The sequence below is a fragment of the Winogradskyella damuponensis genome (assembly GCF_039538385.1).
Classification (GTDB): Bacteria; Bacteroidota; Bacteroidia; order Flavobacteriales; family Flavobacteriaceae; genus Winogradskyella; species Winogradskyella damuponensis.
Genome location: NZ_BAABCB010000015.1, coordinates 298,709 through 324,426, shown reverse-complemented (window position 1 = coordinate 324,426; position 25,718 = coordinate 298,709). Strand labels below are relative to the sequence as shown.

The following is a 25,718-nucleotide window of genomic DNA, read 5'->3' as shown; positions in this document are numbered from 1 at the left end:
AATTACAAATCAAAAGAAAGGCCTATAAATAAAAGTGATTAAACTAAAGGGGTTTATGCTCCTTTTACCAAATTAGCAAAATAATTAAATAATTCCCCTTTTGTGATATTGGCTCCAGCCTGAATCATTTTAAAAATATCTAAATGCTTATCGTCTGAATAGTCTTTTTTAGCATTAAAGAACTCAACAGAATCTGATAATAAATTATCTCGTAACCAGTTAAAACCTTCTTTAGTTGTAAAATCGACAGCCTTATTTTGGATTCTTAGGGCAATTAAACGCATACTCTTTTCATTGCACTGAAAAAGATGTATTTGCTGTGGCGAGATATGCTCTAAATATTGCACTTTATTTAATACTCCTAGCCATACTAAATCACTAAAGACGTCTAATTCTTGTTCTGCAACTTCTGGTTTATTCTTTTTTATATCTTCCCATTCGTCTGCAGTAATGGATTGTGTTGCTAAAAAGTTGATGAATTCTTGGTGTAATTCTTCAAATTGTTCTTTTGTTAATCTTGTGTATTTCATGACAAATTTATTTGTCTTTCCGCACTTATGCGGAATTTGTTTAATTATTATTTACTTTTTAATGAGCATTTCTACTGTGCGTAATACGACTGCTAACACTTCAAATTTAATTATTGATCGCTTTATAAGCTTCAAAAGGTCTATCTGTAGCTATGATATCTGCTCCTTTTTCTTTCCACTGAACATATAATTTATCTCCTCTTGCTTCTGCACTTTTATCTAAGTTTCCTAATGTACCTAGAATACAAACGATATTTTTATCGTGTAAACTTTTAAAAAGTGCCGGATCCGACAAACGTGTCCCTGTAAAAGCCAACATATTTTTAGTAGGAATATTAGTTTCTAATAACCGATTTAGCTCGTCATCATTTCTAGCTGAAACGGACAATAATAAATCTGGTGCTATTTTATAAGCGGTTTTAGCTTCTTCAACATTGTAAGTAATTATAATACAAACATCTTCAGCTTTAAATTCTCTAATCGTTTTAATAACGGCTTCTTGACTTACAGATTTTTTAATATCTACTGTTAGAATGACATTATTTTTTACACACCATTGTAAAACTTCTGAGAACAAAGGAATTTTAAAGTCGGTTTTATTACCATAATCATCCTTTAAATTAAATTGCTTCAATTCTTGGTATAATAATTCATCTACTTTCCCACTTCCTGTTGTTGTTCTATCTATCGTTTTATCGTGCATTAAGACTAATTTCCCATCTTTGGTCTGAGCGACGTCAACTTCATAGACTGCAACAATGCTATCACTAACATATTTCAGTGTTTCTATACAATTTTCTGGATAATTTATAAATCCTTTTCCACCTCTATGTACACTGATATTTGGATACTCTGAATTTGAAACCTTAAAGAGTTCTATTAATTTAGAAGGCTGTAGTTCTAAAGTGTCTGTTGACGTTTTAGTTTGTTTACAAGCCCAAAAAGCACAAAGCGCAAAAATTAAAAGAAACTGTTTCATATTATAAATATTGCAATGCTTAAGCGGTTTAAATCTTATATTCTATTCAAAAAATAAGTTATAAAAAAACCGCTTAGTAAACTAAACGGTTTTTAATAATTGTAATAAAAAGATTATGCGTCAGCGACAACGTCGAAAGTTAAATCAACTGTTACTGATCTGTGTAATCTAATTGCAGCTTCATACTGACCTAAACGCTTAATATTACCACCTGTGATAGCAATAAACTTTTTGTCAACTTCATGACCAGCGTTTTTAATAGCAGCAGCCAAATCTATGTTGGTAATAGAACCAAATAATTTGTCTCCAGCAGTAGCACCAGTACCAGCTTTAGCTGTAATTTTAATATCTAAACCTCTTAAAGCTTCAGCAGTTTTTTCAGCTTCAGCAATAACAGTTTTTTCTTTATAAGCTCTTTGCTTTAAAGTTTCTGCTAATACTTTTTTAGCAGAAGAAGTAGCCATTATAGCTTGTCCTTGAGGAATTAAAAAGTTTCTACCATAACCGTTCTTAACAGATACAATATCGTCTTTAAATCCTAAATTTTCAACGTCTTGTTTTAATATAAGTTCCATTGTTATGATATTTTATTTTAATAAATCTGCTACGTAAGGCATTAAAGCTAAATGTCTCGCTCTTTTTACAGCTACAGACACTTTTCTTTGATACTTTAAAGATGTTCCTGTTAAACGTCTTGGTAATAACTTGCCTTGTTCGTTTACAAAACCTAATAACCAATCTGCATCTTTATAATCTACATACTTGATTCCAGATTTTTTGAAACGACAATACTTCTTATTTTTAGAAGTTTCTATGTTCAAAGGAGTAAGATATCTAATTTCTCCGTCCTTTTTTCCTTTTGCTTGTTGTTCTATTGATGACATAATTACGCTTTTGCTTTTGCTTTAACTTTCATTTTTTCTCTTCTTCTCTCAGCCCATGAAATAGCATGTTTGTCTAATTTCACAGTTAAGTAACGCATAAAACGCTCATCACGTCTAAATTCTACCTCTAAAGGTTCGATAACTTCACCAGACACCTGGTATTCAAATAAGTGATAAAAACCACTTTTTTTGTTTTGAATTGGGTAGGCTAATTTTTTTAGTCCCCAATCTTCTTTTGATACCATCTTAGCTCCTTTAGAAACGAGGAAATCCTCATATTTCTTTACTGTCTCCTTTATCTGGTCTTCAGATAAAACGGGATTTAAGATGAAAACAGTTTCATAATGATTCATAATAAATAATTTTGTTTATTGTTAAAACGGCTGCAAAAATACATATAAATTCTATATTTGACAACGTTTTTCTAATCTAATATTAAGACTACATTATTGCCTTAAAAATTATGTTAAATCTTACGGTTTGTCGGTAATATTTGTTTTTTAACCGAATTTATCGTACTATTGTCGATATCTTAACCTAAAATAAATAATGTTATGACTTTAAACTGTGTAGTTGTTGATGATTCTGCGATTCAGCGCCTCTCTATAGTAAAGTTAATTGAGAATCATTCCTCACTTAACCTTATTGCAGAGTACAGCAGTGCGTTAGAAACAAAAAACGGTCTTAATACACATAAAGTAGATCTTATCTTCTTAGATATAGAGATGCCTGTATTAAACGGTTTTGAATTACTAGATGTACTCAACAACAAACCCCAAATTATTTTTGTTACTGGTAAAACCGAGTATGCTTTTAAAGCATTTAACTATGATGCTACCGATTATCTTCAAAAACCAATCACTAAAGAACGTTTTAATGTCGCTGTAGAAAAAGCTATTGAGCAACACAAATTAAAACTAGACTTTAACGAAACGGATGGCGAACATATCTTTGTAAAAAGTAACCTTAAAAAACGTAAAGTTTATATTAAGGATATTAAATGGATTGAAGCGCTTGGTGATTACGTAAAAGTAGTAACTGAAGAAAACAGCTTGGTAGTACTATCTACAATGAAAGCTTTTGAACAAGAGTTACCCGAAGGTAAGTTTTTAAGAATTCACAAATCCTACATTGTGAATCTCGATAAAATTGACCGATTTAACAGTAAAAATGTTGAAGTTGGTGCTTATGAAATTCCTTTGAGTCGAAATAAAAAGACCCAATTAGTAGATGCTTTAAATAATATGTAAGAATATTATATTTACATATAAAGCATTACATTATAAATTATAAAAAATCCCAAGCAAATGTTTGGGATTTTTTAGTTCTTAAAATTTATAAACTAAGAAATTATTTAATTTTCATATCCTTAAAGCCACCTTAATAAGGACAATACCCATCAAGAATATTCAAGTTTCTTTAGTGTAATTCATGTTATTTAGAAAAAAAATAACAATCTATAATAAAAAATTAGTCCCATAGGTTGTATCCCTGAGGAGGCTTTATGAGTATTTTAAAATTTGGATTTAATAATTATCCACATTAATAACAACTCTCACTGACCTAAAATCTTTTACTGCATTAAAGCTATTATCTATTTTCCTAATCGCTTCTTTTGTTTTTGCCAAGGATTGTTTTTGTGGAATTTTTACCAAGATGTTTTTATGATATAAATTTCGAATTCTTGATACTGGCGGAAATTCTGGACCTAAAACATTAGCTTTAAATAATTGCTTTAATGATTTTGCATACCAATCTGCAGCCAAATTCACTCGATTATAATCCTTATGCTTGAAAGTAATTTTAATTAACCTAAAAACTGGTGGATATTTAAAATTATAACGCTCATTCATCTGCTCTGCAAACATCTCCTTATAAGCATTAGTAGATACTTGTTGTAAAATATTATGATGCGGATTATACGTTTGAATTAAAACTTTCCCTCTTAAATCCGTACGACCTGCTCTACCAGACACTTGTGCCATGAGTTGGTAACTACGTTCGTGTGCTCTAAAATCTGGAAAATTAAGCAAGTTATCAGCATTCATAATGCCAACTAACTTTACAAATCTAAAATCTAGACCTTTGGTTAGCATTTGCGTTCCAACCAAAATATCAACTTCGCGTTGTTCAAAGCTGTTAATTATTTTCTCGAAGCCATATTTTCCACGTGTGGTATCTAAATCCATACGCGCCACTTTCTTATCTGGAAATAACACTTTGACCTCTTGCTCTATTTGCTCTGTACCAAAACCTTTAGTATCTAATGTAGAGTTACCACAAGCCTGACAACTTTTTAGCATAGCCGAATTATATCCACAATAATGACAACGCAACTGATCTCTGTATTGGTGATATGTTAAACTGACATCGCAATTAGGGCATTGAGGCGACGTTCCGCAAGTTGTACATTCGATAATTGGCGAAAAGCCACGACGATTTTGAAATAATATAATTTGAAATCCTTCTTCTAAAGTTTCTGTCATTTCTTCGATTAATCTATCGCTAAAATGACCTTTCATGCGCTTACGCTTATATTTATCTGCCAAATCTACCAGCTCTATATCTGGCATTAACACATTGTTATATCGTGAATTTAATTCCACCAATCCATATTTACCTTGACTGGCGTTAAAATAACTTTCTAGACTTGGAGTTGCAGATCCTAAAAGGGTTTTTGCTTGAAAGATATTTGCTAAAACAATTGCCGCATCTCTTGCGTGATAGCGTGGTGCAGGATCAAATTGTTTGTAGGACGACTCATGCTCTTCGTCAACAATAATTAATCCTAAATTACGAAAAGGCAATAATAATGACGATCGTGCGCCGATAACAACCTGTGCTTTTTCGGAATTATTAAGCATATTTTGCCAAACTTCTACCCTTTCATTTCCTGAATATCTCGAATGAAAAACAGCGACTTTCTCACCAAAATAATCCTGAAGTCGGTTTACCAATTGTGTAGTTAATGCAATCTCTGGCAATAAATACAAGACTTGTTTTCCTAAATCTAATTGTTTTTGAATGAGCTGAACATAAATTTCTGTTTTACCCGAAGAGGTAACTCCATGTAATAATGCCACTGATTTTTCTTTAAAAACAGCCTCAACCTCATCACATGCCTGTTGTTGAGCTTCACTTAATCGTTTAGCATCTGAATCTCCATCGCCATCAAATTGAACCCGATCGACTTGAATGTGATATTCCTCTAAAATATGTTTATCAATTAAGGTTTTAATTATCGAAGTAGATGCTCCACTGCGTTCTGCTAAATCTGAAACTTTAATTGGTTGCTTCAAAGAGGCTTCCATTGTAAATAAAGTAAGTACAACTTCGCGCTGCTTTGGTGCTCTACTTAATTCTTCTAGCAACTCTTGTAGCTTTTCTTGAGATTTATGGTTGTGATGTAACTTGACGTACCGCACTAATTTTGGCGTGTACTTTTCATACATTTCTTCTTGTAAATTTAAAACACCCTTTTCTACCAAGCCATTGATAATTGGCAGTACGCGCTTTTTATCTAATATAGATACAACATCATTTATCTTTAATGAAGATTGATGTTGTAGCGCTTCATAAATTAAATATTCTTCGTCTTTTAATTCAGACGCTTCAATAACAACTTTTTCATTTCTAGAGATTATGGTTTCGCTTTCTAACAAAAATGCATTTGGCATTGCCGCTCTCATTACTTCTCCTAAACTACACATGTAATAATTAGCAATCCATTCCCAATGTTGCAATTGTGTTTCTGTTATTACAGCTGTATCATCTAAAATTTGATGAATCGTTTTTGCATCGTAAGCCGTTGGTGGATTTTGATGGATTGTATAAACTAAAGCCGTATAAATTTTACTTTTCCCAAAAGGTACTGCGACTCGCATTCCTGGTTTTAAGAATTGAGATTCTGCCTCAGTAATATGATAGGTAAATGCCTTTTGAAGTGGAATTGGTAAAATGACGTCTATAAAATGTAGCATTATTTAATACGTTTCCAATATTGAGTTTTATAGAAAAAAGCGATATATCCTCGTACTTGAAGAGTATCGTTATTGTCATCAAGTTTTAATTGACACTTATACACTTTTCCATTTTCAGGATTTAAAATCTCACCATCATTATAAACATCATCATCTTTAGTTAAACCATCTATAATTTGAAGGCCAACAATAGGTTTGTCTTTATCCTTTCCTTTACATTCTGTACATATTGGGTTTTCAACCTTTGGTTTAATTAATTCTATAATTTTCCCATAAATTTTTCCTTCAGACTCATAAATCTCAACTATCGATTTTGCCTGACCTGTATTATCGTCAATTGTTTTCCATTTCCCTGTTATAGATTGTGCTGAAAGGCTACAAAACAGGAGAAGCATAACAAAACTTGTAATATATTTTTTTAACATCGTTTGATCTTTCTTAAATTAATCTAGCTACTTATTAAATAACATAACTGTTAGCAATGGTATATATTTCAAAAGTAATAGGTTTAATTAAGAAAACCATCTCTAATTGAGATGGTTTTTTAAGGACTAGCCACTTTTTGGATAGTTTATTATTACTCGGTTACATATTCAATTTCATTAAAAACACCATCTGTAACGGCGTAGGTGATATTTGAATTGTCATCATCAATAGAAACAAATTGAAACTCACCAGAAACGACTCTATTAATCTTATCAATGGCCGTTATTTTTACATAAGCCTCCATATTTGACTCTGAACTAAGATAAGTATCATTTGTATTTTGCTCGTTATAATAGCCAGCCACCGTTAAGTCTCCCTGTTGGGCATAATACTCTCCACCTGCGACAACCATATCAAAATCTAAACCGCCCAAAGCAAGACTTACAACTCTTGCATTAAAACCATCATCAAATGTTGTAGCTCCAATTCCAAAAACAAAAACAGAATTAGATTCTACCAATTGCGCATACACTCCTGTTAAAATACTATTACCCTCTACCACAAAATCTTCACCATTAACTTTAGCTGTTAAATAAGCACCACTTAAGTCATTTGGTTCATTAAAATCGTCACTATTGTTACTAGAACAAGCTACTAACACACTTAATGACACCAACATAAACAGCAGTCTTTTCATCTTTTTAATTTTGCAACAAACAGCTAAGCTCTCTATTTTAATCTTGAGTAATAGCACTAAACAACTGTACTATCTCTCTTGCATTTTCTATACTTGATGCTTCAATAACAATTTTATTACCATAGCTTTTTATCTCACCATCTTTATAGGTTTTTATAATTTTTTCAAAATACTTCGTATTCATTTCTACTTGTACTTTTTTCCCTGAAGTTGTCATTACCACACTTTTAGAATTAATATCCTTAAGCCCAAATTCGTACACTTCTTCTTCACTCTTTTTAGCATTTGAAAAAATATGAGTAAGCTTAACAATATGAGCTTCTTTATCTACAAGTTCTATAGATTGCTCATAGTTATCTTCATTAATTTTAACAATTCCTATAGCTTCTGTGAGATTTTCTAAGCCTTGTTTTTCATCAATATCATTAGTTTCTTTTACCATATCTAAACAGCTTTTAATAATATTCTGAAAAGCTTCTTTAGCAATCATCGCTTCTTCAATAGAGTTAACATATATCCTTGTATCATCATCATAGTTTTGTAATACTCCATTTTCTACATGTTTTATAAACTTATTTTTCTGATTGGCATTTAAGGATACAAACAGTAAATCCTTTTGAGAATTATAATCTATATTATCACTATTTATATCAATAAAATTAAAGGTGTAACTATGATCTTCATTAGCTTTACTAGTCACTAACTTTACTTCTAAATCTGTAACACAATCGTCTGTAATAGCTTGTGTAAAAGCTTTGTCTTCTGATGCAACTTGAGCTATAACACTATTTAAGTAACTAATAGCATCAGATCTGGTGTCTATTTTTGGCTTAGAACTTTCAAAAGCCTCTTCTGCCAAAGGAATAATAGCCTTCAAAACTTTGTAAATATCTTTTCCATTTTCTATGCTTGTGGCATAAAATTCCAACTTATTTATAAAACTTTGCTGAATATCATTTTCAAAAGTTTTGATATTTTTTATGTTTCTTCTTGTTGAAACCTCAATATAAAACTCATCACTTTTAATTTTAAAATCTATGCTATTAGGATTTAAAACCGCAAAGTTAAATTCGTAATCCTCGTTTGAAGATTTACTCTTAGCGTTTACTATGGTCTCCAACTTAGCGTATCCGTTTTGCTTAGAGTCATTGCTTAGCTTTTGTATGTATTGTTTTTTAGAATAATCTACTTCTGCTACATTATCCATTAACCATTGCAAATGGTCTGAATACGTATTAAGTGACAGTTTATTTTTTTCTAAAGTTTCATTTAACGGAATAATATTTTTTATAGCTTCTGAGATATGTCTTCCATTATCAATATCTTTTGCGTACAAAAAGAGCTCATCGATATAACTTACTTTATCTCCTCCGTCTTCATTTTTTTTAATCAGTTTTTGTTTTCCTTTAATAAACAATTGAACTAGGATAAGATCCTTCTTAGTAATACTCCTTACAGTATTAATATCAATATCAGAAAAACTAAATTCGTAATTAACAGCTTCTGTTTCTCCTTTAGAATTTACTTCTGTTATTGTCAAAACAACATAACCAGAAGAAATAACTTTCATTTCTTGACTGAATTGCGCTTTTGAGGCCTCGACAGTTTCAAAGTTTGAAGCAATAGCCTCTACTTGTTCATTGAAATTTTGTGAATTAACGATAGAAAAAAAAAGAATAAGACACAATGTTAATAAACTACTTTTTGACAGATTATTAGTAGAATTGTTCATTTGTTGGTTGGTTTATTTTTTATGATTAAGGCTGAAAGTTAGTCATATACTCCTAGAAATCAAAATAATCGGAAATACCTTAACGATAAGAAAACAACTAATAATTTATTTTACAATTTAAGTAGCTTACGTAATGAAGAAGAGTCTTTCTTTTTTTCTAGTTTGTGAGTTCTACTTTTACGACGAGAGGTTTTTTCTATGGTTTTTAAAGATGTGTTGTCTTTTATTACTTCAACCTGTCCTATTTTTGAAATATTAGCAATAGTACCACCTGCTTTTTTATCTGAAAGCGCACGTAACCTAGCTACTTCTACATCATAATCGCTTATATATATCTTATCGTAGAGCGCAACGGCTGCACTAAAATCTTCTTGTTCTTCATATATAGAAGCCAATAACAACAATTCGTGTCTCGTTGCTTTTTCATTTTCTTTATTAGGATTAACTTCTAAACTTTTAAGAACATCAGCTTCAGATGCTTTAATATTTCCTAAATTAAATTGTAACTGAGCGCGCATAAAATAAGCCATTGCGTTTGGTGTTAAAGCGACCATTTGATTGTACTTTTCTAAATCACTTTCTTTTGCGTTTTCTCGCGCAATTAATTTTTGACTAGTTCTTTGGTAATCGAGGTGTTTAAAATACACATCACAGCTATAAATTAATTCGTATTGCATTGCAAATAGTAATGCTTTTCGAGCTAACTGGCCTTTATAATATTTTTTACTGACATCTGGTTCTACAATTTCTGCATCAATTTGTACAGCATATTTAGGAAGCGTCTCCCTTAAACACGCTTTAAATGTATTTTCTGTAAGTGTACGTTTTAGACTTTCTTCCTCTAAACAAGAGCACACATCTGCCCTAAAAGCAGCCTTATAAGTTTGGGCATTTACAGACAGAAGACCAAAACAAAATATTACAAACGCGATATAAGAATTCATAAATATTGGTTTTTAATTATCTTCATCATCTTCTGTTCCCATGAAATAAGCTTTTACAGAAAGCATACAAAACCTCAATGCCTTTTTTGTTCTATTTAAATTAAAGGTCGCTTTTGCTTGTTTCATAAAAGGAGCATCGCTAATCGCTTCTGCTATATCTGGCACTTCCTGCCAAAGACTATCTGCATCTCTTTCTGCATGCTCCATTAATTCATCTTCAATTTCTGCAGGCACTTCTACACCTACTTTTGTTAAACTATCATACACAAAAACCTTATGATACAATTCAAAAGAATGCTTTACAAAATTATCTACACTTGTTATTTTAGATTTTCGTTTTGGTGGTTTAATTCGTTTATATTGAGACCAAACATTCATTGGCATAAAAAGACCTATAAACAAGCCTATAGAAATATAACGAGACAACCTACGGATTGATTTCATAAAGTATATATTACTGCGTTATTACATGATTTTTGAAATTTCATTTTCAATCATAATTAATCGTACCATTCATAGTTAAAATAGTTCCTGTATCTACATTAATAACAGTGGTGTCATCAAACTTCACTTCTTTTGCGACTTTATCTGTACTAAACCCTACACCACAATCCATATTATCTGCGGCACTTGTTGGAGGTGTAGAACATACATACCTATACTCTTCACCATTTTTAAGAATAGTCATTGAAATTGTTTTATCAACAACAGCATTATCATCAAACTCTGCTGCAACAATGATAAAACCATTAGAAAAATCGGTTGGATTAGGCACACCATTTTCAAAGGTTGTATTTTCATCTGCAAGCACCACAGAACTTGAAGTTCCTGTTGAGCCTAAAGCATCTGCATTAATATTTCCAACGGTTAAAGTGCTGCCTATTTCAGAAGTATCTGGTCCAGACAACTGAATAATTCCATAAACAGTATTATCTCCTGAACTATCATCGCTGCTTGAGCAGCTTACAGTTAGCAAAGCAATTAAGGCGATGTTTAGAATACTACGTTTCGTTTTCATTTTTTTTGAATTATTAATAAGTTAATTACATCTAAAGGAATAACTATTTATAGTTATAGGCTATAATCAACCTATTATCGTTGGTTTTGAATTTATTAACGTTGATTTTGTGGCTTATTTTCAACAATTAATTACTATTTTTAAGCCAGCTATTAACTAAATCACTAGATGAAAACATTACTGATTACCATCTTTTTACTAATTTCTACGTTTTGTTTTTCACAGAATAAAATGATTGATTCGTTAGAAAATGTAATTCAGAATTACAAAAACAAAGACACCACTTATGTGAACTTAAGAATTAAGTATGTTGCAAGAAAAATGTTTTTAACTCCTGCTGATACCACATGGACAACTTATGTTAATAAAACATTAGCAATTTCTAAACAACTTAATTACCCCAAAGGCATTGCCATTTCTTATAACAATTTAGGAATTATAAACCATTACTTCTTGTCTGACCCTTTAGAAGGCTTAAACTATTACCAAAAGAGTTATGCCATTTTTGAAAAAGAACAGAAATTTAAAAAATATGAGGTTGGTGTACTTACCAATATCGGACTTATATATTATGAGCAACAAGAATATGACAAAGCCCTAAAAAGTTTTAAAACGCTATTAATTAATCCTGAAAACAAAAGTAAATTCAGCACACAGTTTTATATTGGCAATATCTATGGAGATCAAAAAAAATTAGATTCTTCTATCTATTATTATAAAAAAGCACTTGTAGGTGCAGAACAAAATAAGCACACAATATTTATTGCAAACATAAAAACCAATTTAAGCATTGTACAAGCTAATGCTGGATTTTTGGAAGACGCATTAACAAGTACTAATGAAAGCTTAGATTTAATAGAACAACACAATATTGAAGGCTTACGCGTCACTGCTTACACAAATGCAGCCGAAGTACATTTACAAAATAAGAATATTGAAAAAGCCGAATATTACGCCACTAACAGTTTAAAATTAAATGAAGCCTTAAATAGTTTATCGACACAAAACACGGCTCTAAAAACTTTAGCTAATGTGTATGCCGAAAAAGGAGATTATAAAAACGCATTACTCACCTACCAAAAACATATTGTTTTAAGAGATAGCTTGATAAATGTAGATCGAAAACTTGAAATATCTCGAAAAGAAATTCAATACGAAGCCGACAAACATAAAGCTATTTCTGAAGTCGAAATTGAACGTCAAAAATCCATCAAAAACGCCTCGCTTATTGGCGGTTCCGGATTAGTTCTAGCCTCTTTAATCGGGTTTATATTGTACAGAAGAAAGCAAGAAGCCGTTTCAAAATCTAAGGAAGCCGAATTTAACGCAAAGGTGTCTGATACCGAATTAAAAGCCTTACGCTCGCAAATGAATCCGCATTTTATCTTTAATTCGCTTAACTCAATTGGTGATTACATTTTAAAAAATGACACACAATCTGCAAGCGACTACCTGAGTAAATTTGCCAAGCTAATGCGTCTCACTTTAGAAAATTCAGAAAAAAAAGAAATCCTTTTAAGTGACGATATTTCTTTGCTTAAAACCTATATGGATATTGAACGTAAACGCTTCAACTCTAAATTTAATTATACTATTACTATAGATCCTAACCTTGATGCTGAAAACATTTTAGTACCACCAATGATTCTCCAACCGTTTATTGAAAATAGTATTATTCATGGTTTAGCACAAAAAGAGGGTGTTGGACTTATAAACATTTCCTTTAAAACAGAAAAAAACATGCTTATTTGTAGTGTTGACGATAATGGTATTGGTCGTAAAAAAGCCACTTCAACTAATAATAAATCTATGGGAATGGCAATTACCAAAAGCAGGATTGAAATAATTAACAAACTCAAAAACACCAATGGCACTGTTGAAATTATTGATAAAACCGAAGGCACAAGAATAGATGTTTCACTACCAATAGAACTGGCATTTTAGCATGATAAAAACGATAATCATAGATGATGAAGCTCATTGCTCAGACCGTATTTTAAGCCTTACCAAACAACTCCCAAACACGTTTAATATACTTGCTGTAATTGACACCGTAGATGACGCTCTAAAAATGGTACCACAATTACAACCCGATTTGGTGTTTTTAGATATTAAAATTCACGATAAAACAGGATTTGATTTTTTACAAGAATTAAATGATGTAAACTTTAAAATAATATTTACGACCGCTTTTGACAATTACGCTATTAAAGCCTTCAAATTTAGCGCGTTCGATTATTTATTAAAACCTATAGATTCTGACGATTTTAATCATGCTATTACACGTTTAAAAGCAGATTTATTACATCAAAATATGGGACAGCAACTTCAAAATTTGTTTAAAAACCTAAAACCAGACCAAAAGAAAGTTATTACCATTCCCTCATTAACAGGATTTGAAACTTTAAAAGTTGAAGATATTATTCATTTAGAAGCCGACACTAGTTACACACATATTTTCACAAAAGAAGGTAAATCAATGGTCTCAAAACCTATAAAATTCTACGAGGATTTATTAGGTGACAATGCATTTTTTAAAACTCATAAATCACATTTAATAAATATAGATCACGTTAAAAAATACTATAAAGGCAAACAGAGTTATGTACTAATGTCTAATGACGCACAAGTTCCAATTTCGGTAAGACGCAAAGATGAATTTTTGAAACATTTTACTTAATCAAGCTTTCAAAATCCTTTTGTTTAATTTCTTTTTTTGCTCTTGGATGCTTTCTTAAAAATTGAAGTGATGCATTTAATTCATAACCTAAAAGTAAAATATTAGAGTTAAGCCATAAATAAAGCAATAAAATTAATAGAGCTCCAATAGAACCATAAAGCTCATTGTACTGCGAAAAGTTTTCTATATAAATCCCAAACAAAAAGGATGTTAACATTATGAGTAAAGTTGTAAGTAACGCTCCAACGGAAAAGAATTTAGATGCCTTTCCTTCTTTAGTTCCAAAATAATATAATGTAGCCGTTGCTAAATAGGTCATTAAAACAAAAAACAAGTACTTTGCAAAGATAATCCAACCTACACCTTTATCACCTTCGGTAATGGCATGACCGCTTAATCCTTCATACAAAGGTTTAATCACATAAATCTGAAAATACCCAAACACCGCAACAGTTAACAACAAAAGAAACGCGAGAATTAATGCTACACCAATAGCATAGATATATTGCTTAAATATATTTCGATACAATTGTTTATGATAAGACGTTTCAAAACCTGAAAAAACAGCATTTACCCCATTTGCCATTAGAAAAATAGACAGTAAAAATATAGAAGAGATTAAACCTCCACTGGTATTGCTACTCATATCTTGAAAAATACTATCTATAAAAAACTCTGAAGTTTGCGGTGGTAATATAGAATTTAAAAAATCTAAGAAATCGCCTCTAAATCCATCAATAGGAATATGTGGTATAATGATAATTACAAAAAGTAAAAATGGAAAAATAGCTGTAAAAAAGCTAAAAGCAATAGCACTAGCTCTAGTTGTTAGTGCGCCATTAATAATACCTTTTATATAAAGTTCTAACAAATCGTATACAGACAAACCTTCAAATCCAGGTAATTTAATCTGCTTAAAAAAGCGCACAATTAAATTCAGGACTGGAATTTTATTTAATTTATCTTCTGTGGATTTAGACATAATTTGGCGCTTAGCCTTTAGCTTTATAATTTTATAAAAAAGGATTAAATACTGAGATTGAAATTACAAATCCTTAAACCGCTTTTAGACTCAAATCTTTATTATATACCGAATGCGTCAAGGCACCAGATGAAATAAAATCGACACCACATTCTGCATATTTTCTAACTGTATTTTCATTAATTCCTCCAGAAGACTCTGTTAAACATTGGTTTCCAATTAGCTTTACAGCTTTACGAGTATCTTCATAATTAAAGTTATCAATCAGAATTCGGTAAACACCACCACAATCTAATATTTCTTTAATTTCTTCTAAATTTCTAGCCTCAACAATAATTTTTAAATCACGATTTGTATCTTTTAGATATTGCTTAGTTTGGTTAATTGCTTTTGCAACTCCACCTGCAAAATCAATATGGTTATCTTTTAACATAATCATATCGTATAAGGCAAATCTATGATTTTCTCCACCTCCAATTTTTACAGCCCATTTTTCTAAAGCTCTAATACCTGGAGTGGTTTTTCGAGTATCTAAAATTTTTGTTCCTGTACCTTCTAATAAATCTACAAATTCTCTAGTTTTTGTAGCTATGGCACTCATACGTTGCATAGCATTCAACACTAAACGCTCTGCTTTAAGAATAGATTGCGATGCACCTTCTACATAAAACACAATATCTCCATGTTTTACTTTTTGACCATCTTCAATTAATGTCTCTACTTTCATGTTCTCATCAACATAGGCAAAAACTTGCTTTGCAAATTCAACTCCAGCAATAATACCTTTGTCTTTTACTAGTAATTTAGCTTTTCCTTGAGCAGAAGCAGGAATACATGCTAAAGAACTATGGTCGCCATCACCAACATCTTCTCTAATGGCATTAGCTATTATCAACTCTATTTCTTTATCAAACTGTGCTTTTGAAATCATCTGAATACATATTTGTTGTAAAAATAGGAATTGAAAGGTAAAAAATATCAAAAAGTAAATGTCAAATTATAAAGGGACAAACTTTTTGAATGCTTTTAAATCCTTAAATTTGAAATTCAATTAGGCAGATTTTGCCACCTCGAGCGCAGTCGAGAGGTCATTAAACCAGGTCTCGACTGCGCTCGACCAGACACTACAATGCAAATAAAACTTATAGCCATAGGCAAAACCGACAATAAAAACTTAATTGCTTTAATTGCTGATTATTCAAAACGTTTAGGGCATTATATAAAATTTGAGTTTGATATTATTCCAGATTTAAAAAAGGTTAAAAATTTATCTGAAGCACAACAAAAGGAAAAAGAAGGCGAATTAATTTTAGCAAAAACGCAAACTTCTGATGTTTTAATTTTGTTAGATGAAAATGGGAAACAATTAGATTCCGTAGCGTTTTCGAATTACTTACAAAAACATATGAATTCTGGAATAAAAACCTTAATCTTTGTTATTGGTGGACCTTATGGATTTTCGGATGCCGTTTACCTTAGAGCTAACGGAAAATTAAGCTTATCTAAAATGACATTTTCGCATCAAATGGTACGTTTGTTCTTTATAGAACAATTGTACAGAGGGTTTACAATCCTTAGAAATGAACCCTATCATCATCGCTAAAAACTATAAACCCTCTGGTATTAAACGTCGAAACGTTTTTCAATTAGTGTGTTTTATAAACTTCTTTACGTTTTTTAAGTTGTCTTGTTAAATCGTTAATCGTTTCATTCATTGCCATTTCATAATTTTTCTCGTTCGATTTCGCAAAAATACGTGGACCAGGCAAGCTTAACTCTATATTACAAATCTTACCCGTTTCATGATCTTTTTCATCATGTTTAAAATATACTTGAGCTGAAATTAGAAACTCGAATTTATTAGCCAATTTTTCTAATTTTTCTGTTGTTAATGCTGAAAGTGTCTCGCTTGCATCAATGTTTACATATTGAAAATTTACCGTCATAATCTATCTTGTTTTAATGAATTATTCTTTTCACTAAGATACAAGATTTAGTCAATTCTACGACTGATAATTATCATAATAAATTTATAATTTTTTTAATTTATCCTGTCAAAAACAACTATAAATAGAGCAAATAAATTCCGGTTGTATCATTTAAGGCTTACCCTTTTTGCTTAAACTTATAACCCACAGCTAGTTTCGCTTTAGTAAGGTTTAATCCGTAATTATTCCCATAATCAAAATCTGTATTATAAGAACCATTACTGTAAGTTAAACTAACATAAAACTGTTTAAAATTATAACTTAAACCTATTAGAAAGTCTAATTTATATAACATTGGACTAGAGGGCATATAACTTTCGTCTTGTGTTGTGATTTTTTTACTCACTAGACCTATTCCTGGCATTACATTAACAGTTGCCGTAATATCCTCTGGAAGTTTGAAATAAGAAATGAGTCCGCCTAAAACTCCAAATGCAAGACCTTGGTACCTTTTAATATTTCCACGGTCATTAAAATAAGGACTTGTTGATTCATCTAAAACACTAGAATTTGCAGAAAAGTAATCAAAACCTCCAAAAGCCCCTATTCCTCCTGTTATATAGATATCTTTATTTCGTTTTTCAAACAAACCGGCCTTCAAAAGCGCATAAGAAAACTCTATATCATCAAAAGTGTATAAATAATTTAAACCAATACTTACAGAACGTATATCACTTCTAAAAGTCGTAGGTTCATCAAAATCATTTTTTACATTAAACCCCCTGTAGGTTTGTGCATAAACATTGACGTAGTATTGATCCTTTAAAATAGTAGTTCCTTGTAGATCAAACTTTTTTGTTTCTTCTTTATTTGAATTTTTAATATTAAATGCAATATCAACTATAACTTTACTATTTGCAAAACCGACACCCAAACCATATCTATTATTGGGCACAAACTTTACTTTAGAATCATCATCTTTTATACTGAATTTATTAACTTTAAAATTGGAAAACACACGAATAGAATAATTTTCAATATCTCTATCAATAAGTAAAGAATCTAAATCCTCAATATCTTGTGCGTTTAGAGCCAAGAAACTGAAACAAAAAACTAAAAGTAAATAAAGCCTTATCATTACAGTGATGTTAAAATGTTTTATTTTGACAAATGAGATTAAAATAGATTTCTATTTTTACAAAAGCTAAATTACATTAAATAAGACCATCATATGCAACTTGTTTTCGCAACTAATAACTTAAATAAACTCAAAGAGGTTCAAAGTATGTTACCACAACACATTAAACTTTTAAGTTTAAAAGATATTGCTTGTGATGAAGATATCCCAGAAACCCAACCTACAATTGAAGGTAATGCCATACAAAAAGCCGAATACCTAAAAAACCATTATGGTTACGATTGTTTTGCTGATGACACAGGTTTAGAAGTCGACGCTTTAAACGGTGAGCCAGGCGTATTTTCAGCACGTTATGCTGGTCCGCAACGCAATGCTGAAGATAACACTAAAAAATTACTTACAGAACTTAAACATAAAACCAACCGTAATGCACAGTTTAAAACCGTCATAGCATTACATCTTAATGGCAAACTACATACGTTTACTGGAATTTGCAAAGGTATTATTACAACTCAAAAACATGGCGATGGAGGTTTTGGATACGATCCCGTCTTTAAAGCCAATGGTTATGACAAAACATTTGCTGAAATTTCTTTGGAAGAAAAAAATAAAATAGGCCATCGAGGAAAGGCAGTTTCTAAACTGGTAGAGTTTTTAAAAAACTAATACAAAACAACGGTTTGTAAAAACCTTATCATTAATCATTATCGAGTGCGCCCCCTTCTCAACCAAAATAACATACTGAATTAAAACACATTACCAAACATAAAAGCAACAAAAGTTGATTATCCAATTAATTGTTGTAGCTTTGCACCTTGCAAAAAATCCATGATTGGATTTTGTATATTCCTCAGAGTGAGGATGTGTTACCTAGAAGTTTAAGTGTTTAGTATGTCGATTCGCTTCTTTTGTAACACCAAAAGAATATAATCGAATACATATACTCAAGAATGAGCACATTCCAAGAATTAGGTCTTAATGAAGACCTTATCAAAGCTATTACAGACTTAGGTTTTGAAAAACCAAGTGAAGTACAAGCAAAAGCAATCCCTTTATTATTAGAAGAAGACAAAGACTTAGTTGCTTTGGCACAAACTGGTACAGGGAAAACCGCAGCTTTCGGATTTCCGATGTTGCAAAAAATAGATATTGATAGTAGAACCACACAAGGTCTTATCTTATCTCCTACTCGTGAACTTTGTTTACAAATCACCAACGAACTTAAACTTTACGGTAAATATTGCAAAGGCTTAAATGTAGTTGCTATTTATGGTGGATCTAGTATTTCTGATCAAGCAAGAGCCGTAAAACGTGGCGCACAAATTATTGTGGCAACACCAGGTCGTATGAAAGACATGATTAGCCGTAGAATGGTTGATATTTCTAAAATACAATACAGCGTTTTAGATGAGGCTGATGAAATGCTAAACATGGGATTTAAGGAAGATATTACTGATATTCTCTCTCATACACCTGAAGACAAAAACACATGGTTATTTTCTGCAACAATGCCAAAAGAAGTGGCAACCATTGCAAAGAAATTCATGTACAACCCTACAGAAATTACTGTAGGTAATAAAAATGAAAGCACAAGCAACGTAACGCACGAATACTATTTAGTAAACGCTAGAGATCGTTACCAAGCCTTAAAACGTTTGGCAGATGCTAATCCAGATATTTTTTCTGTAATTTTCTGTCGTACAAAAAGAGACACACAAAAAGTAGCCGAAAACTTAATTGAAGATGGTTACTCTGCAGGTGCATTACACGGAGATTTAAGTCAGAACCAAAGAGATTTGGTCATGAAATCTTTTAGAAATCAACAAATACAGATGTTAGTTGCAACAGATGTTGCTGCACGTGGTATTGATGTCGATGATATAACACACGTTATTAATTATCAACTTCCTGATGAAATAGAAACCTATACACACCGATCTGGTAGAACAGGACGTGCTGGTAAAACAGGAGTGTCTATGGTTATTGTTTCTAAAAGTGAAGTGAGAAAGATAAAAAGTATAGAACGTATTATTAAGAAAGATTTCGATAAAAAAGAAATTCCTTCTGGAAGTGATATTGTTGAAGTACAATTAATGTCTTTAGCGAATAAAATTCACACAACAGAAACAAATCATGAAATTGATAAGCATCTAGAAAGCATCAACGAACTATTCGCAGATACTGATAAAGATGAATTAATTAAGAAATTTTTCTCTGTAGAATTTAACCGTTTCTTTAACTACTATCAAAAATCGAAAGATTTAGGTGTTGTAGAATCTCGTGGAAGCGATAGAGATGGCGGACGTGATTACGGCAAGCAATCTAACGACTCTCGTTATTTTATTAACGTTGGTAGTAAAGATGGTTTTGACTGGATGAAATTGAAAGATTTCTTAAAAGAACAATTAGAATTAGGACGTGACGATGTCTTTAAAGTTGATGTTAAGGATAGCTTTTCTTTCTTTAATACCGAAAAAGCATTACAAGAAAAAGTCTTAGCCTTTTTTACAGATTTTAAACACGAAGGTCGTTTTGTTAATGTAGAAGTTAGTGAAGACAAAGGCAGAAGTCGTGGTGGCAGAAGCGGCGGAAGAGGTCGTGGTGGCAACGATAGACGTTCTGGCGGAAGTCGTAGACGTGACGATAAACCAAGAGGAGACAGACGTTCTTCTAGTGATAGACGTCCTTCTGGAGGAGATAGACGCAGCAGACGATCTGACGATACAAGAAAAGACAGAGGAGATCGAAGTTTTAACGATTCAAAAGGAGATAGACGATCAGAATCTAGCGGATCTGTTTCAGACAGACCAAGACGTTCTAGACGAAGAGATTAAGTTATCTAAATACAATAAACTCAAACCAAAACTTAAAGCATTACTTTAGGTTTTGGTTTTTTTTATGATAAATTACAAATCAACAATCAACTTCTAAAAAGTTAATATTAAGTCAAAAATAAATGTGCAATATGTTAAATCCGTTTAGTTTATTACCTTTACTGCGTAACACAAGTACATGCGCCATTTATTAATTCTATTTTTATGCTTAACTACAGTTAACAGCTATAGTCAAGACAGCACAGCCACAACAACGCCTACTAAAGTAAAAGGTACAATTGTTAGTGCCTCTACAGAACTACCTTTAAGCGAAGCAAATATTGTAAACATCAATCAAGTTATAGGAACTGCAACAAACGATGATGGAGTATTTGAAATAAAAGCAAAAGTTAACGATACATTACATTTATCTTACTTAGGTTATAAATCTATTAAAGTTAGAGTTACCAATGACTGGTTAAAATTTGGAGACACCAAAATCCAAATGACAGAACTCGCTTTAGCGTTAGAAGAAGTTACTGTAAAGCAACTTGAATTAACAGGTTACTTAGTGGTAGATATGAAACAAGTTCCTGTAACCTCTAATAACCGTTATCGTATTTCTGGTTTACCTGGCCAAGGTTACGAAGCTGGCAAACCTAATATTGCAACCAAAGTTTTAGGTGCTATTTTTAATCCAGCAGATTTCTTATACAATATGTTTGGCCGAAAACCTAATGAGATGCATAAGTTAAAGAAAATGAAGGAGAATGATGAGATTAGAAATCAATTAGCAAAGCGCTTTGACAGAGAAATGCTACTTGTTTTATTACAAGTGACTAAATTCGATTTAGACGAAATAGTGAACCAATGTAATTACTCTAAAGATTTTATAAACACAGCTAATGACCTTCAAATTTTAGATGCCATTAGTGAATGTTATGAAGAATACAAAGTAATTAAGCGTAGTAAAGATCGTTCAAGTGCTAAGAAAAACTAAACTTTTTGAGCACTCATTTTATACCCTTATCACCTATTTAAAACGCTTATAAAGCCGAAGCACAAAGGCTTATACTCAATTAATTTACTCTACTGCTCAGCAATAACAATCTCGCTTCCATTAATACTAGCGCATAACAAATGTAGTTACAGCCCTAGGATTTCTTGGCATAAAACCGCTCAACAATAGCATCATAATCCTTAATCGTTTTCTTAATCCAATCAAAACGTTTTTCTATAACTTCGTCTTCAGTCAATTGCCAATCTATTTCAGATTTTCGCAATTGTGCTGTAACATGCTGAAGTATTATCGCTGCCGAAACTGAAATATTTAGACTTTCGGTAAAACCAACCATCGGAATTTTAAGAAAACAATCGGCTTGATTAATTACTTGCTGAGATAAACCTTCGGTTTCCCTTCCAAAGAAAAAACAAGACTTCTTTTTAATATCAAAATCTATTAACTCGCAATCGTCAATATGTGGAGTTGTTGCCACAATCTGATAGCCATTTGCCTTTAAATCTTTTATACAATCTGTAGTAGAAGTATACCGATTAAGATCTACCCATTTTTGAGCTCCCATCGCTATTTCGCGATCTATACTTTTAGAATTAACTTCTTCTACAATATTTAATTCCTGTATCCCAAACACATCACACGATCGCATTACAGCACTTGTATTATGTAATTGATACACATCTTCTGTTGCAACAGTAAAATGTTTGGTACGAAATGGTAATACTTTTTTAAAACGTTCACTTCTATTTTCGGTTAAAAACGTTTCTAAGTATTCTAAAAGTTTTAAGTCTTGCATAATTCAAAAATAGGAAAATGAAATTGAAATCTAACAGTCATTTAAACGAATGACAACACAACCTCTAGCTGCACTATTGCAAAAACTCAAAAACAAACAAATTGCCCAGACCTAGGTCTTAACAATAATAGAAAACTTGTATTTTTATACAATGAAACATATTGTAGTATTAACAGGAGCAGGAATAAGTGCCGAAAGCGGTATAAAAACTTTTAGAGATGCAGATGGCCTTTGGGAAGGACATGATGTTATGGAAGTGGCTTCACCTGAAGGCTTTACACGCAACCCAGAATTAGTTCTTAACTTCTACAACCAAAGGCGACAACAATTAAAAGAAGTAAAGCCTAACCAAGCACATAACGATTTAGTTACCCTTGAAAACGATTACAAAGTCACCATAATTACCCAAAATGTAGACGACTTGCATGAACGTGCCGGCAGTACTAATGTTGTTCACCTTCATGGAGAATTACGAAAAGTAAGAAGTACAGGAAACCCAAATGATATCAGAGAATGCACAGAAGACATTAATCTTGGAGATATGTGCGATAAAGGATATCAATTACGTCCGCATATCGTCTGGTTTGGTGAAGCAGTTCCCGAAATTGAAACTGCTATTAATATATGCTATACCGCAGATATTCTTATCATTATTGGCACAAGCATGCAAGTTTATCCTGCTGCAAGCCTAATAGATTATGTACAGCCAAACACTACTATTTATTACATTGACCCAAAACCAGCCATAACAAATAATAGCAGAGTTACTGTCATTGCCAAATCTGCAACCGAAGGAACAAAAGAACTCATAGAGCTTTTAAAGTAAATAAAAGTTTTCACCCAAAACTTCACTTCTAGATTAATGATATAAGTTGTTATTAAACATACAATAATCTATGAGTAATTCTATAGTCAAACAAAAAAAACATACTAACTAGTATTTTTTATATATATTTGTGCTATGGAACAAAAACAAAAATCCGAACTCACCAAACAAGTAATTCTTAACGAGTCTTTTAAATTGTTCTATAGAAACGGGTTTAAAACGACTAGTATTGACAAGATCATGAAAGCAACTAATCTTACCAAAGGTGCTTTCTACCATCATTATAAAAACAAAAAAGAACTCGGTGTAGAAGTTATTAGTTCTAAAATACAAAAGCGAGTTTATGACGGTATGATTACGCCATTGTATCAGGATGGAAATGCTTTAGAAATTTTAGAAGATACATTTTCAAGACGATTAAAATCATTTTCATTGTTTGATAAGCAGCACGGCTGCCCAATGAATAACTTTATTAATGAAATTGCTGATGAAGAAGAAGCTTATCAAATCGCTTTAAAGCGAATTATTGAAGAATGGAAGGCTGCTTTAATTCATTTAATAGAAAGAGGAAAAAAGGAAAACACAATCAATAAAAAATACGCAAACAATGCCATTGCTATTTATTTAATCAGCGCTTTTGAAGGCATCAGAGGTATTAGAAAACTATATAATGATGATGATATTTTAGACGATTATATTTTGGGACTACAACTATATATCGACCAATTAAAAGCTTAATTACCAAACATACTACATAGTATGTTTATAAAAGAAGAAGAAAAAAAGAAAAAAAACATGGCCACAAACAACAGAAGAAATTTTATTAAAAAATCTGCAATTTTAGGTTTAGCAGGAGCCACCATTCCACAATTTGGGTTTTCGGCCAATACTGAAGATCAAAATGTAACACCCAAAAATTTAACTCGCCCTAAAGTCTTATTCTTTGACGTCAATGAAACATTACTAGATCTTACGGCAATGAAAGAAAGTGTAGGTAAGGTTTTAGGTAATAGAAGTGATTTATTACCATTATGGTTTACTACTATGCTACAATATTCATTAGTTGAAACAGTAGGAAGACAATATAATGACTTTGGAATTGTGGGAGCAGCAGCTTTACAAATGGTTGCAGCAAACCATGGAATTACAATTTCTGAAGGCGATGCAAGAGAAGCTATATTAGGACCAATACGCTCACTGCCTGCACACCCTGAAGTCAAACAAGCTTTAGATGAATTAAAGCGCGCCGGTTATAAATTAGTATCGTTTACAAACTCTTCTAATAAAGGTGTAGAAACACAATTTAAAAATTCTGGATTATTAGATTATTTTGAAGAACGCTTAAGCATTGAAGACATGGGCAAATTTAAACCGCATTCTGATGCTTACGATTGGGCAGCTCGAAAAATGAAAATTAAACCAAGCGAATGTTTATTAGTTGCAGCTCATGGTTGGGATATTGCAGGTGCCATTTGGGCAGGATGGAGAGGTGCTTTTGTTAGCAGACCAGGAGCACAATTATATCCTTTAGCACCAACACCAGAAATTAACGAACCTAATTTAAAATTAATAGCGGAACAATTAATCGCTCTAAAATAAAATAACAATGACCCTAGAAAATAAAGTTATCATCGTAACAGGTGCTTCAAGAGGCATCGGTAAAGAGATTGCTATTCAATTAGCTAAAAATGGTGCTAAAGTTGTTGTGAATTATTCCAATAGCTCTAAAGAAGCTAAAGAAACGGTAGATACAATTACCAAAAATAACGGATCAGCAATCGCAATTAAAGCCGATGTTAGCCGTAAAATAGACGTCACAGAATTATTTGATAAAACCATTTCAACTTATGGCAAAGTAGATGTATTAGTAAATAATGCTGGTGTTATGATTTCAAAACAATTAAAAGATAACACAGAAGACGATTTTTCAAAACAGTTTGATATTAATGTAAAAGGCATCTTTAATACTTTACAAGAAGCATATCACAAGTTATCAGACAACGGAAATATCATTAATATTTCTTCAAGTACGGTAAAACTAATGTTTCCTACTTACGCATTGTATTCAGCTTCAAAAGCTGCTGTTGAACAAATGACACGTGTCTTTTCTAAAGAAATTGGCAGAGGAATATCTGTAAATGCTCTTGCTCCTGGCGCTACTGAAACAGAACTTTTTATGAAAGGTAAATCACAAGAATTTATTGACAAACTTAGTAATATGAATGCCTTTAACAGACTTGCACAGCCTTTAGACATAGCAAAAGTTGTCTTATTTTTAGCTAGTGACGATTCTAAATGGATCTCTGGTCAAGTTATTGGTGCCAATGGTGCATTGGTGTAATATTTA

The 25,718-nt window shown here is 31.8% G+C and carries 28 protein-coding genes; 11 read left to right on the top strand and 17 right to left on the bottom strand.

The features are described 5' to 3' along the window. Nucleotides 1-53 precede the first annotated feature (53 nt). The 5 genes from ABD730_RS07280 to rpsF form a co-directional block, all read right to left on the bottom strand. The gene (locus ABD730_RS07280) at nucleotides 54-530 is read right to left on the bottom strand and encodes a DUF6495 family protein (protein ID WP_215925260.1); all 477 of its coding nucleotides are present in this window, start codon (nucleotides 528-530) and stop codon (nucleotides 54-56) included. 106 nt (nucleotides 531-636) lie between these two features. Beyond that, the gene (locus ABD730_RS07275) at nucleotides 637-1,509 is read right to left on the bottom strand and encodes a glycerophosphodiester phosphodiesterase family protein (RefSeq protein WP_344713613.1); all 873 of its coding nucleotides are present in this window, start codon (nucleotides 1,507-1,509) and stop codon (nucleotides 637-639) included. 113 nt (nucleotides 1,510-1,622) lie between these two features. Further along, entirely contained in the window at nucleotides 1,623-2,084 is a 462-nt protein-coding gene (gene rplI / locus ABD730_RS07270) for a 50S ribosomal protein L9 (RefSeq protein ID WP_215925262.1), read from the bottom strand. A 12-nt stretch (nucleotides 2,085-2,096) separates the two neighbouring features. Then, the gene (rpsR, locus tag ABD730_RS07265) at nucleotides 2,097-2,393 is read right to left on the bottom strand and encodes a 30S ribosomal protein S18 (RefSeq protein WP_186845850.1); all 297 of its coding nucleotides are present in this window, start codon (nucleotides 2,391-2,393) and stop codon (nucleotides 2,097-2,099) included. A 2-nt stretch (nucleotides 2,394-2,395) separates the two neighbouring features. Further along, nucleotides 2,396-2,746, bottom strand: a complete 351-nt coding sequence (rpsF, locus tag ABD730_RS07260) for a 30S ribosomal protein S6 (protein ID WP_092443854.1) — start codon at nucleotides 2,744-2,746, stop codon at nucleotides 2,396-2,398. Nucleotides 2,747-2,947: 201 nt separating this feature from the next. Here rpsF and ABD730_RS07255 point away from each other — a divergent pair, with 201 nt between their 5' ends. Further along, nucleotides 2,948-3,643, top strand: a complete 696-nt coding sequence (locus ABD730_RS07255) for a LytR/AlgR family response regulator transcription factor (RefSeq protein ID WP_179339550.1) — start codon at nucleotides 2,948-2,950, stop codon at nucleotides 3,641-3,643. Between the two features lie 276 nt (nucleotides 3,644-3,919). Here the strand turns inward: ABD730_RS07255 and priA are convergent, their stop codons facing one another. The 7 genes from priA to ABD730_RS07220 form a co-directional block, all read right to left on the bottom strand. After that, a complete protein-coding gene (priA, locus tag ABD730_RS07250) occupies nucleotides 3,920-6,373 on the bottom strand; it encodes a replication restart helicase PriA (protein WP_334467406.1) in 2,454 nt (817 codons plus the stop codon). Then, nucleotides 6,373-6,798 (bottom strand): DUF2147 domain-containing protein, encoded by a 426-nt coding sequence (locus ABD730_RS07245; protein WP_334467405.1) that lies wholly within the window; start codon nucleotides 6,796-6,798, stop codon nucleotides 6,373-6,375. Before ABD730_RS07245 ends, priA begins: the two co-directional genes overlap by 1 nt. Nucleotides 6,799-6,950: 152 nt before the next feature. Beyond that, nucleotides 6,951-7,496, bottom strand: a complete 546-nt coding sequence (locus tag ABD730_RS07240) for a Riean_0653 family protein (RefSeq protein ID WP_344713601.1) — start codon at nucleotides 7,494-7,496, stop codon at nucleotides 6,951-6,953. Between the two features lie 37 nt (nucleotides 7,497-7,533). Then, nucleotides 7,534-9,228, bottom strand: a complete 1,695-nt coding sequence (locus tag ABD730_RS07235; RefSeq protein ID WP_344713599.1) for a hypothetical protein — start codon at nucleotides 9,226-9,228, stop codon at nucleotides 7,534-7,536. Nucleotides 9,229-9,338: 110 nt separating this feature from the next. Next, nucleotides 9,339-10,172, bottom strand: a complete 834-nt coding sequence (locus ABD730_RS07230) for a hypothetical protein (protein ID WP_344713597.1) — start codon at nucleotides 10,170-10,172, stop codon at nucleotides 9,339-9,341. 12 nt (nucleotides 10,173-10,184) lie between these two features. Further along, a complete protein-coding gene (locus tag ABD730_RS07225; protein ID WP_344713595.1) occupies nucleotides 10,185-10,616 on the bottom strand; it encodes a hypothetical protein in 432 nt (143 codons plus the stop codon). A gap of 46 nt (nucleotides 10,617-10,662) precedes the next feature. Then, nucleotides 10,663-11,190, bottom strand: a complete 528-nt coding sequence (locus ABD730_RS07220) for a hypothetical protein (protein ID WP_344713593.1) — start codon at nucleotides 11,188-11,190, stop codon at nucleotides 10,663-10,665. A gap of 168 nt (nucleotides 11,191-11,358) precedes the next feature. Here ABD730_RS07220 and ABD730_RS07215 point away from each other — a divergent pair, with 168 nt between their 5' ends. Continuing rightward, nucleotides 11,359-13,134: a tetratricopeptide repeat-containing sensor histidine kinase gene (locus tag ABD730_RS07215; RefSeq protein ID WP_344713591.1), complete on the top strand. Its 1,776-nt coding sequence runs from the start codon at nucleotides 11,359-11,361 to the stop codon at nucleotides 13,132-13,134. Between the two features lies 1 nt (nucleotide 13,135). Next, a complete protein-coding gene (locus tag ABD730_RS07210; protein WP_344713589.1) occupies nucleotides 13,136-13,870 on the top strand; it encodes a LytR/AlgR family response regulator transcription factor in 735 nt (244 codons plus the stop codon). On the opposite strand, the gene ABD730_RS07205 is transcribed toward ABD730_RS07210, so the two are convergent. Both ABD730_RS07205 and nadC read right to left on the bottom strand, forming a co-directional pair. Beyond that, a complete protein-coding gene (locus ABD730_RS07205) occupies nucleotides 13,863-14,852 on the bottom strand; it encodes a YihY/virulence factor BrkB family protein (RefSeq protein WP_334467392.1) in 990 nt (329 codons plus the stop codon). The two genes, ABD730_RS07210 and ABD730_RS07205, sit on opposite strands and share 8 nt — an antisense overlap. Nucleotides 14,853-14,925: 73 nt before the next feature. Beyond that, complete coding sequence (nadC, locus tag ABD730_RS07200; protein ID WP_334467390.1) at nucleotides 14,926-15,783, bottom strand: carboxylating nicotinate-nucleotide diphosphorylase; 858 nt, start codon at nucleotides 15,781-15,783, stop codon at nucleotides 14,926-14,928. A 198-nt stretch (nucleotides 15,784-15,981) separates the two neighbouring features. Here nadC and rlmH point away from each other — a divergent pair, with 198 nt between their 5' ends. Continuing rightward, nucleotides 15,982-16,455, top strand: coding sequence for a 23S rRNA (pseudouridine(1915)-N(3))-methyltransferase RlmH (gene rlmH, locus ABD730_RS07195; protein ID WP_215925274.1), 474 nt, complete (start codon nucleotides 15,982-15,984; stop codon nucleotides 16,453-16,455). Nucleotides 16,456-16,498: 43 nt separating this feature from the next. Here rlmH and hpf read toward each other — a convergent pair whose 3' ends face one another. Next, the gene (gene hpf, locus ABD730_RS07190; RefSeq protein ID WP_334467386.1) at nucleotides 16,499-16,798 is read right to left on the bottom strand and encodes a ribosome hibernation-promoting factor, HPF/YfiA family; all 300 of its coding nucleotides are present in this window, start codon (nucleotides 16,796-16,798) and stop codon (nucleotides 16,499-16,501) included. Nucleotides 16,799-16,958: 160 nt separating this feature from the next. Then, a complete protein-coding gene (locus ABD730_RS07185; RefSeq protein ID WP_334467384.1) occupies nucleotides 16,959-17,918 on the bottom strand; it encodes a DUF4421 family protein in 960 nt (319 codons plus the stop codon). 93 nt (nucleotides 17,919-18,011) lie between these two features. Between ABD730_RS07185 and ABD730_RS07180 the strand changes: the two genes are divergently transcribed. From ABD730_RS07180 to ABD730_RS07170, 3 genes are all read left to right on the top strand, one after another. Further along, nucleotides 18,012-18,584: a non-canonical purine NTP diphosphatase gene (locus tag ABD730_RS07180; protein WP_334467383.1), complete on the top strand. Its 573-nt coding sequence runs from the start codon at nucleotides 18,012-18,014 to the stop codon at nucleotides 18,582-18,584. Nucleotides 18,585-18,868: 284 nt separating this feature from the next. Then, on the top strand, nucleotides 18,869-20,752 hold the full coding sequence (locus ABD730_RS07175) for a DEAD/DEAH box helicase (protein ID WP_334467380.1): 1,884 nt from the start codon (nucleotides 18,869-18,871) through the stop codon (nucleotides 20,750-20,752). 178 nt (nucleotides 20,753-20,930) lie between these two features. Beyond that, a complete protein-coding gene (locus ABD730_RS07170; RefSeq protein ID WP_215925279.1) occupies nucleotides 20,931-21,731 on the top strand; it encodes a carboxypeptidase-like regulatory domain-containing protein in 801 nt (266 codons plus the stop codon). Nucleotides 21,732-21,885: 154 nt separating this feature from the next. Here ABD730_RS07170 and ABD730_RS07165 read toward each other — a convergent pair whose 3' ends face one another. Beyond that, the gene (locus ABD730_RS07165) at nucleotides 21,886-22,545 is read right to left on the bottom strand and encodes a TrmH family RNA methyltransferase (protein WP_344713582.1); all 660 of its coding nucleotides are present in this window, start codon (nucleotides 22,543-22,545) and stop codon (nucleotides 21,886-21,888) included. A 151-nt stretch (nucleotides 22,546-22,696) separates the two neighbouring features. Between ABD730_RS07165 and ABD730_RS07160 the strand changes: the two genes are divergently transcribed. The 4 genes from ABD730_RS07160 to ABD730_RS07145 all read left to right on the top strand — a co-directional run bounded on the left by ABD730_RS07160 (nucleotide 22,697) and on the right by ABD730_RS07145 (nucleotide 25,712). After that, on the top strand, nucleotides 22,697-23,371 hold the full coding sequence (locus ABD730_RS07160; protein WP_344713580.1) for an SIR2 family NAD-dependent protein deacylase: 675 nt from the start codon (nucleotides 22,697-22,699) through the stop codon (nucleotides 23,369-23,371). A gap of 135 nt (nucleotides 23,372-23,506) precedes the next feature. After that, the gene (locus ABD730_RS07155; protein WP_334467372.1) at nucleotides 23,507-24,109 is read left to right on the top strand and encodes a TetR/AcrR family transcriptional regulator; all 603 of its coding nucleotides are present in this window, start codon (nucleotides 23,507-23,509) and stop codon (nucleotides 24,107-24,109) included. Nucleotides 24,110-24,130: 21 nt separating this feature from the next. Next, the gene (locus tag ABD730_RS07150; RefSeq protein WP_344713577.1) at nucleotides 24,131-24,970 is read left to right on the top strand and encodes a haloacid dehalogenase type II; all 840 of its coding nucleotides are present in this window, start codon (nucleotides 24,131-24,133) and stop codon (nucleotides 24,968-24,970) included. 7 nt (nucleotides 24,971-24,977) lie between these two features. Further along, nucleotides 24,978-25,712 carry an SDR family oxidoreductase gene (locus ABD730_RS07145; RefSeq protein WP_215925284.1) on the top strand — a complete coding sequence of 245 codons (735 nt, stop codon included), beginning with the start codon at nucleotides 24,978-24,980 and terminating at the stop codon, nucleotides 25,710-25,712. The last annotated feature ends 6 nt before the right edge of the window (nucleotides 25,713-25,718 follow it).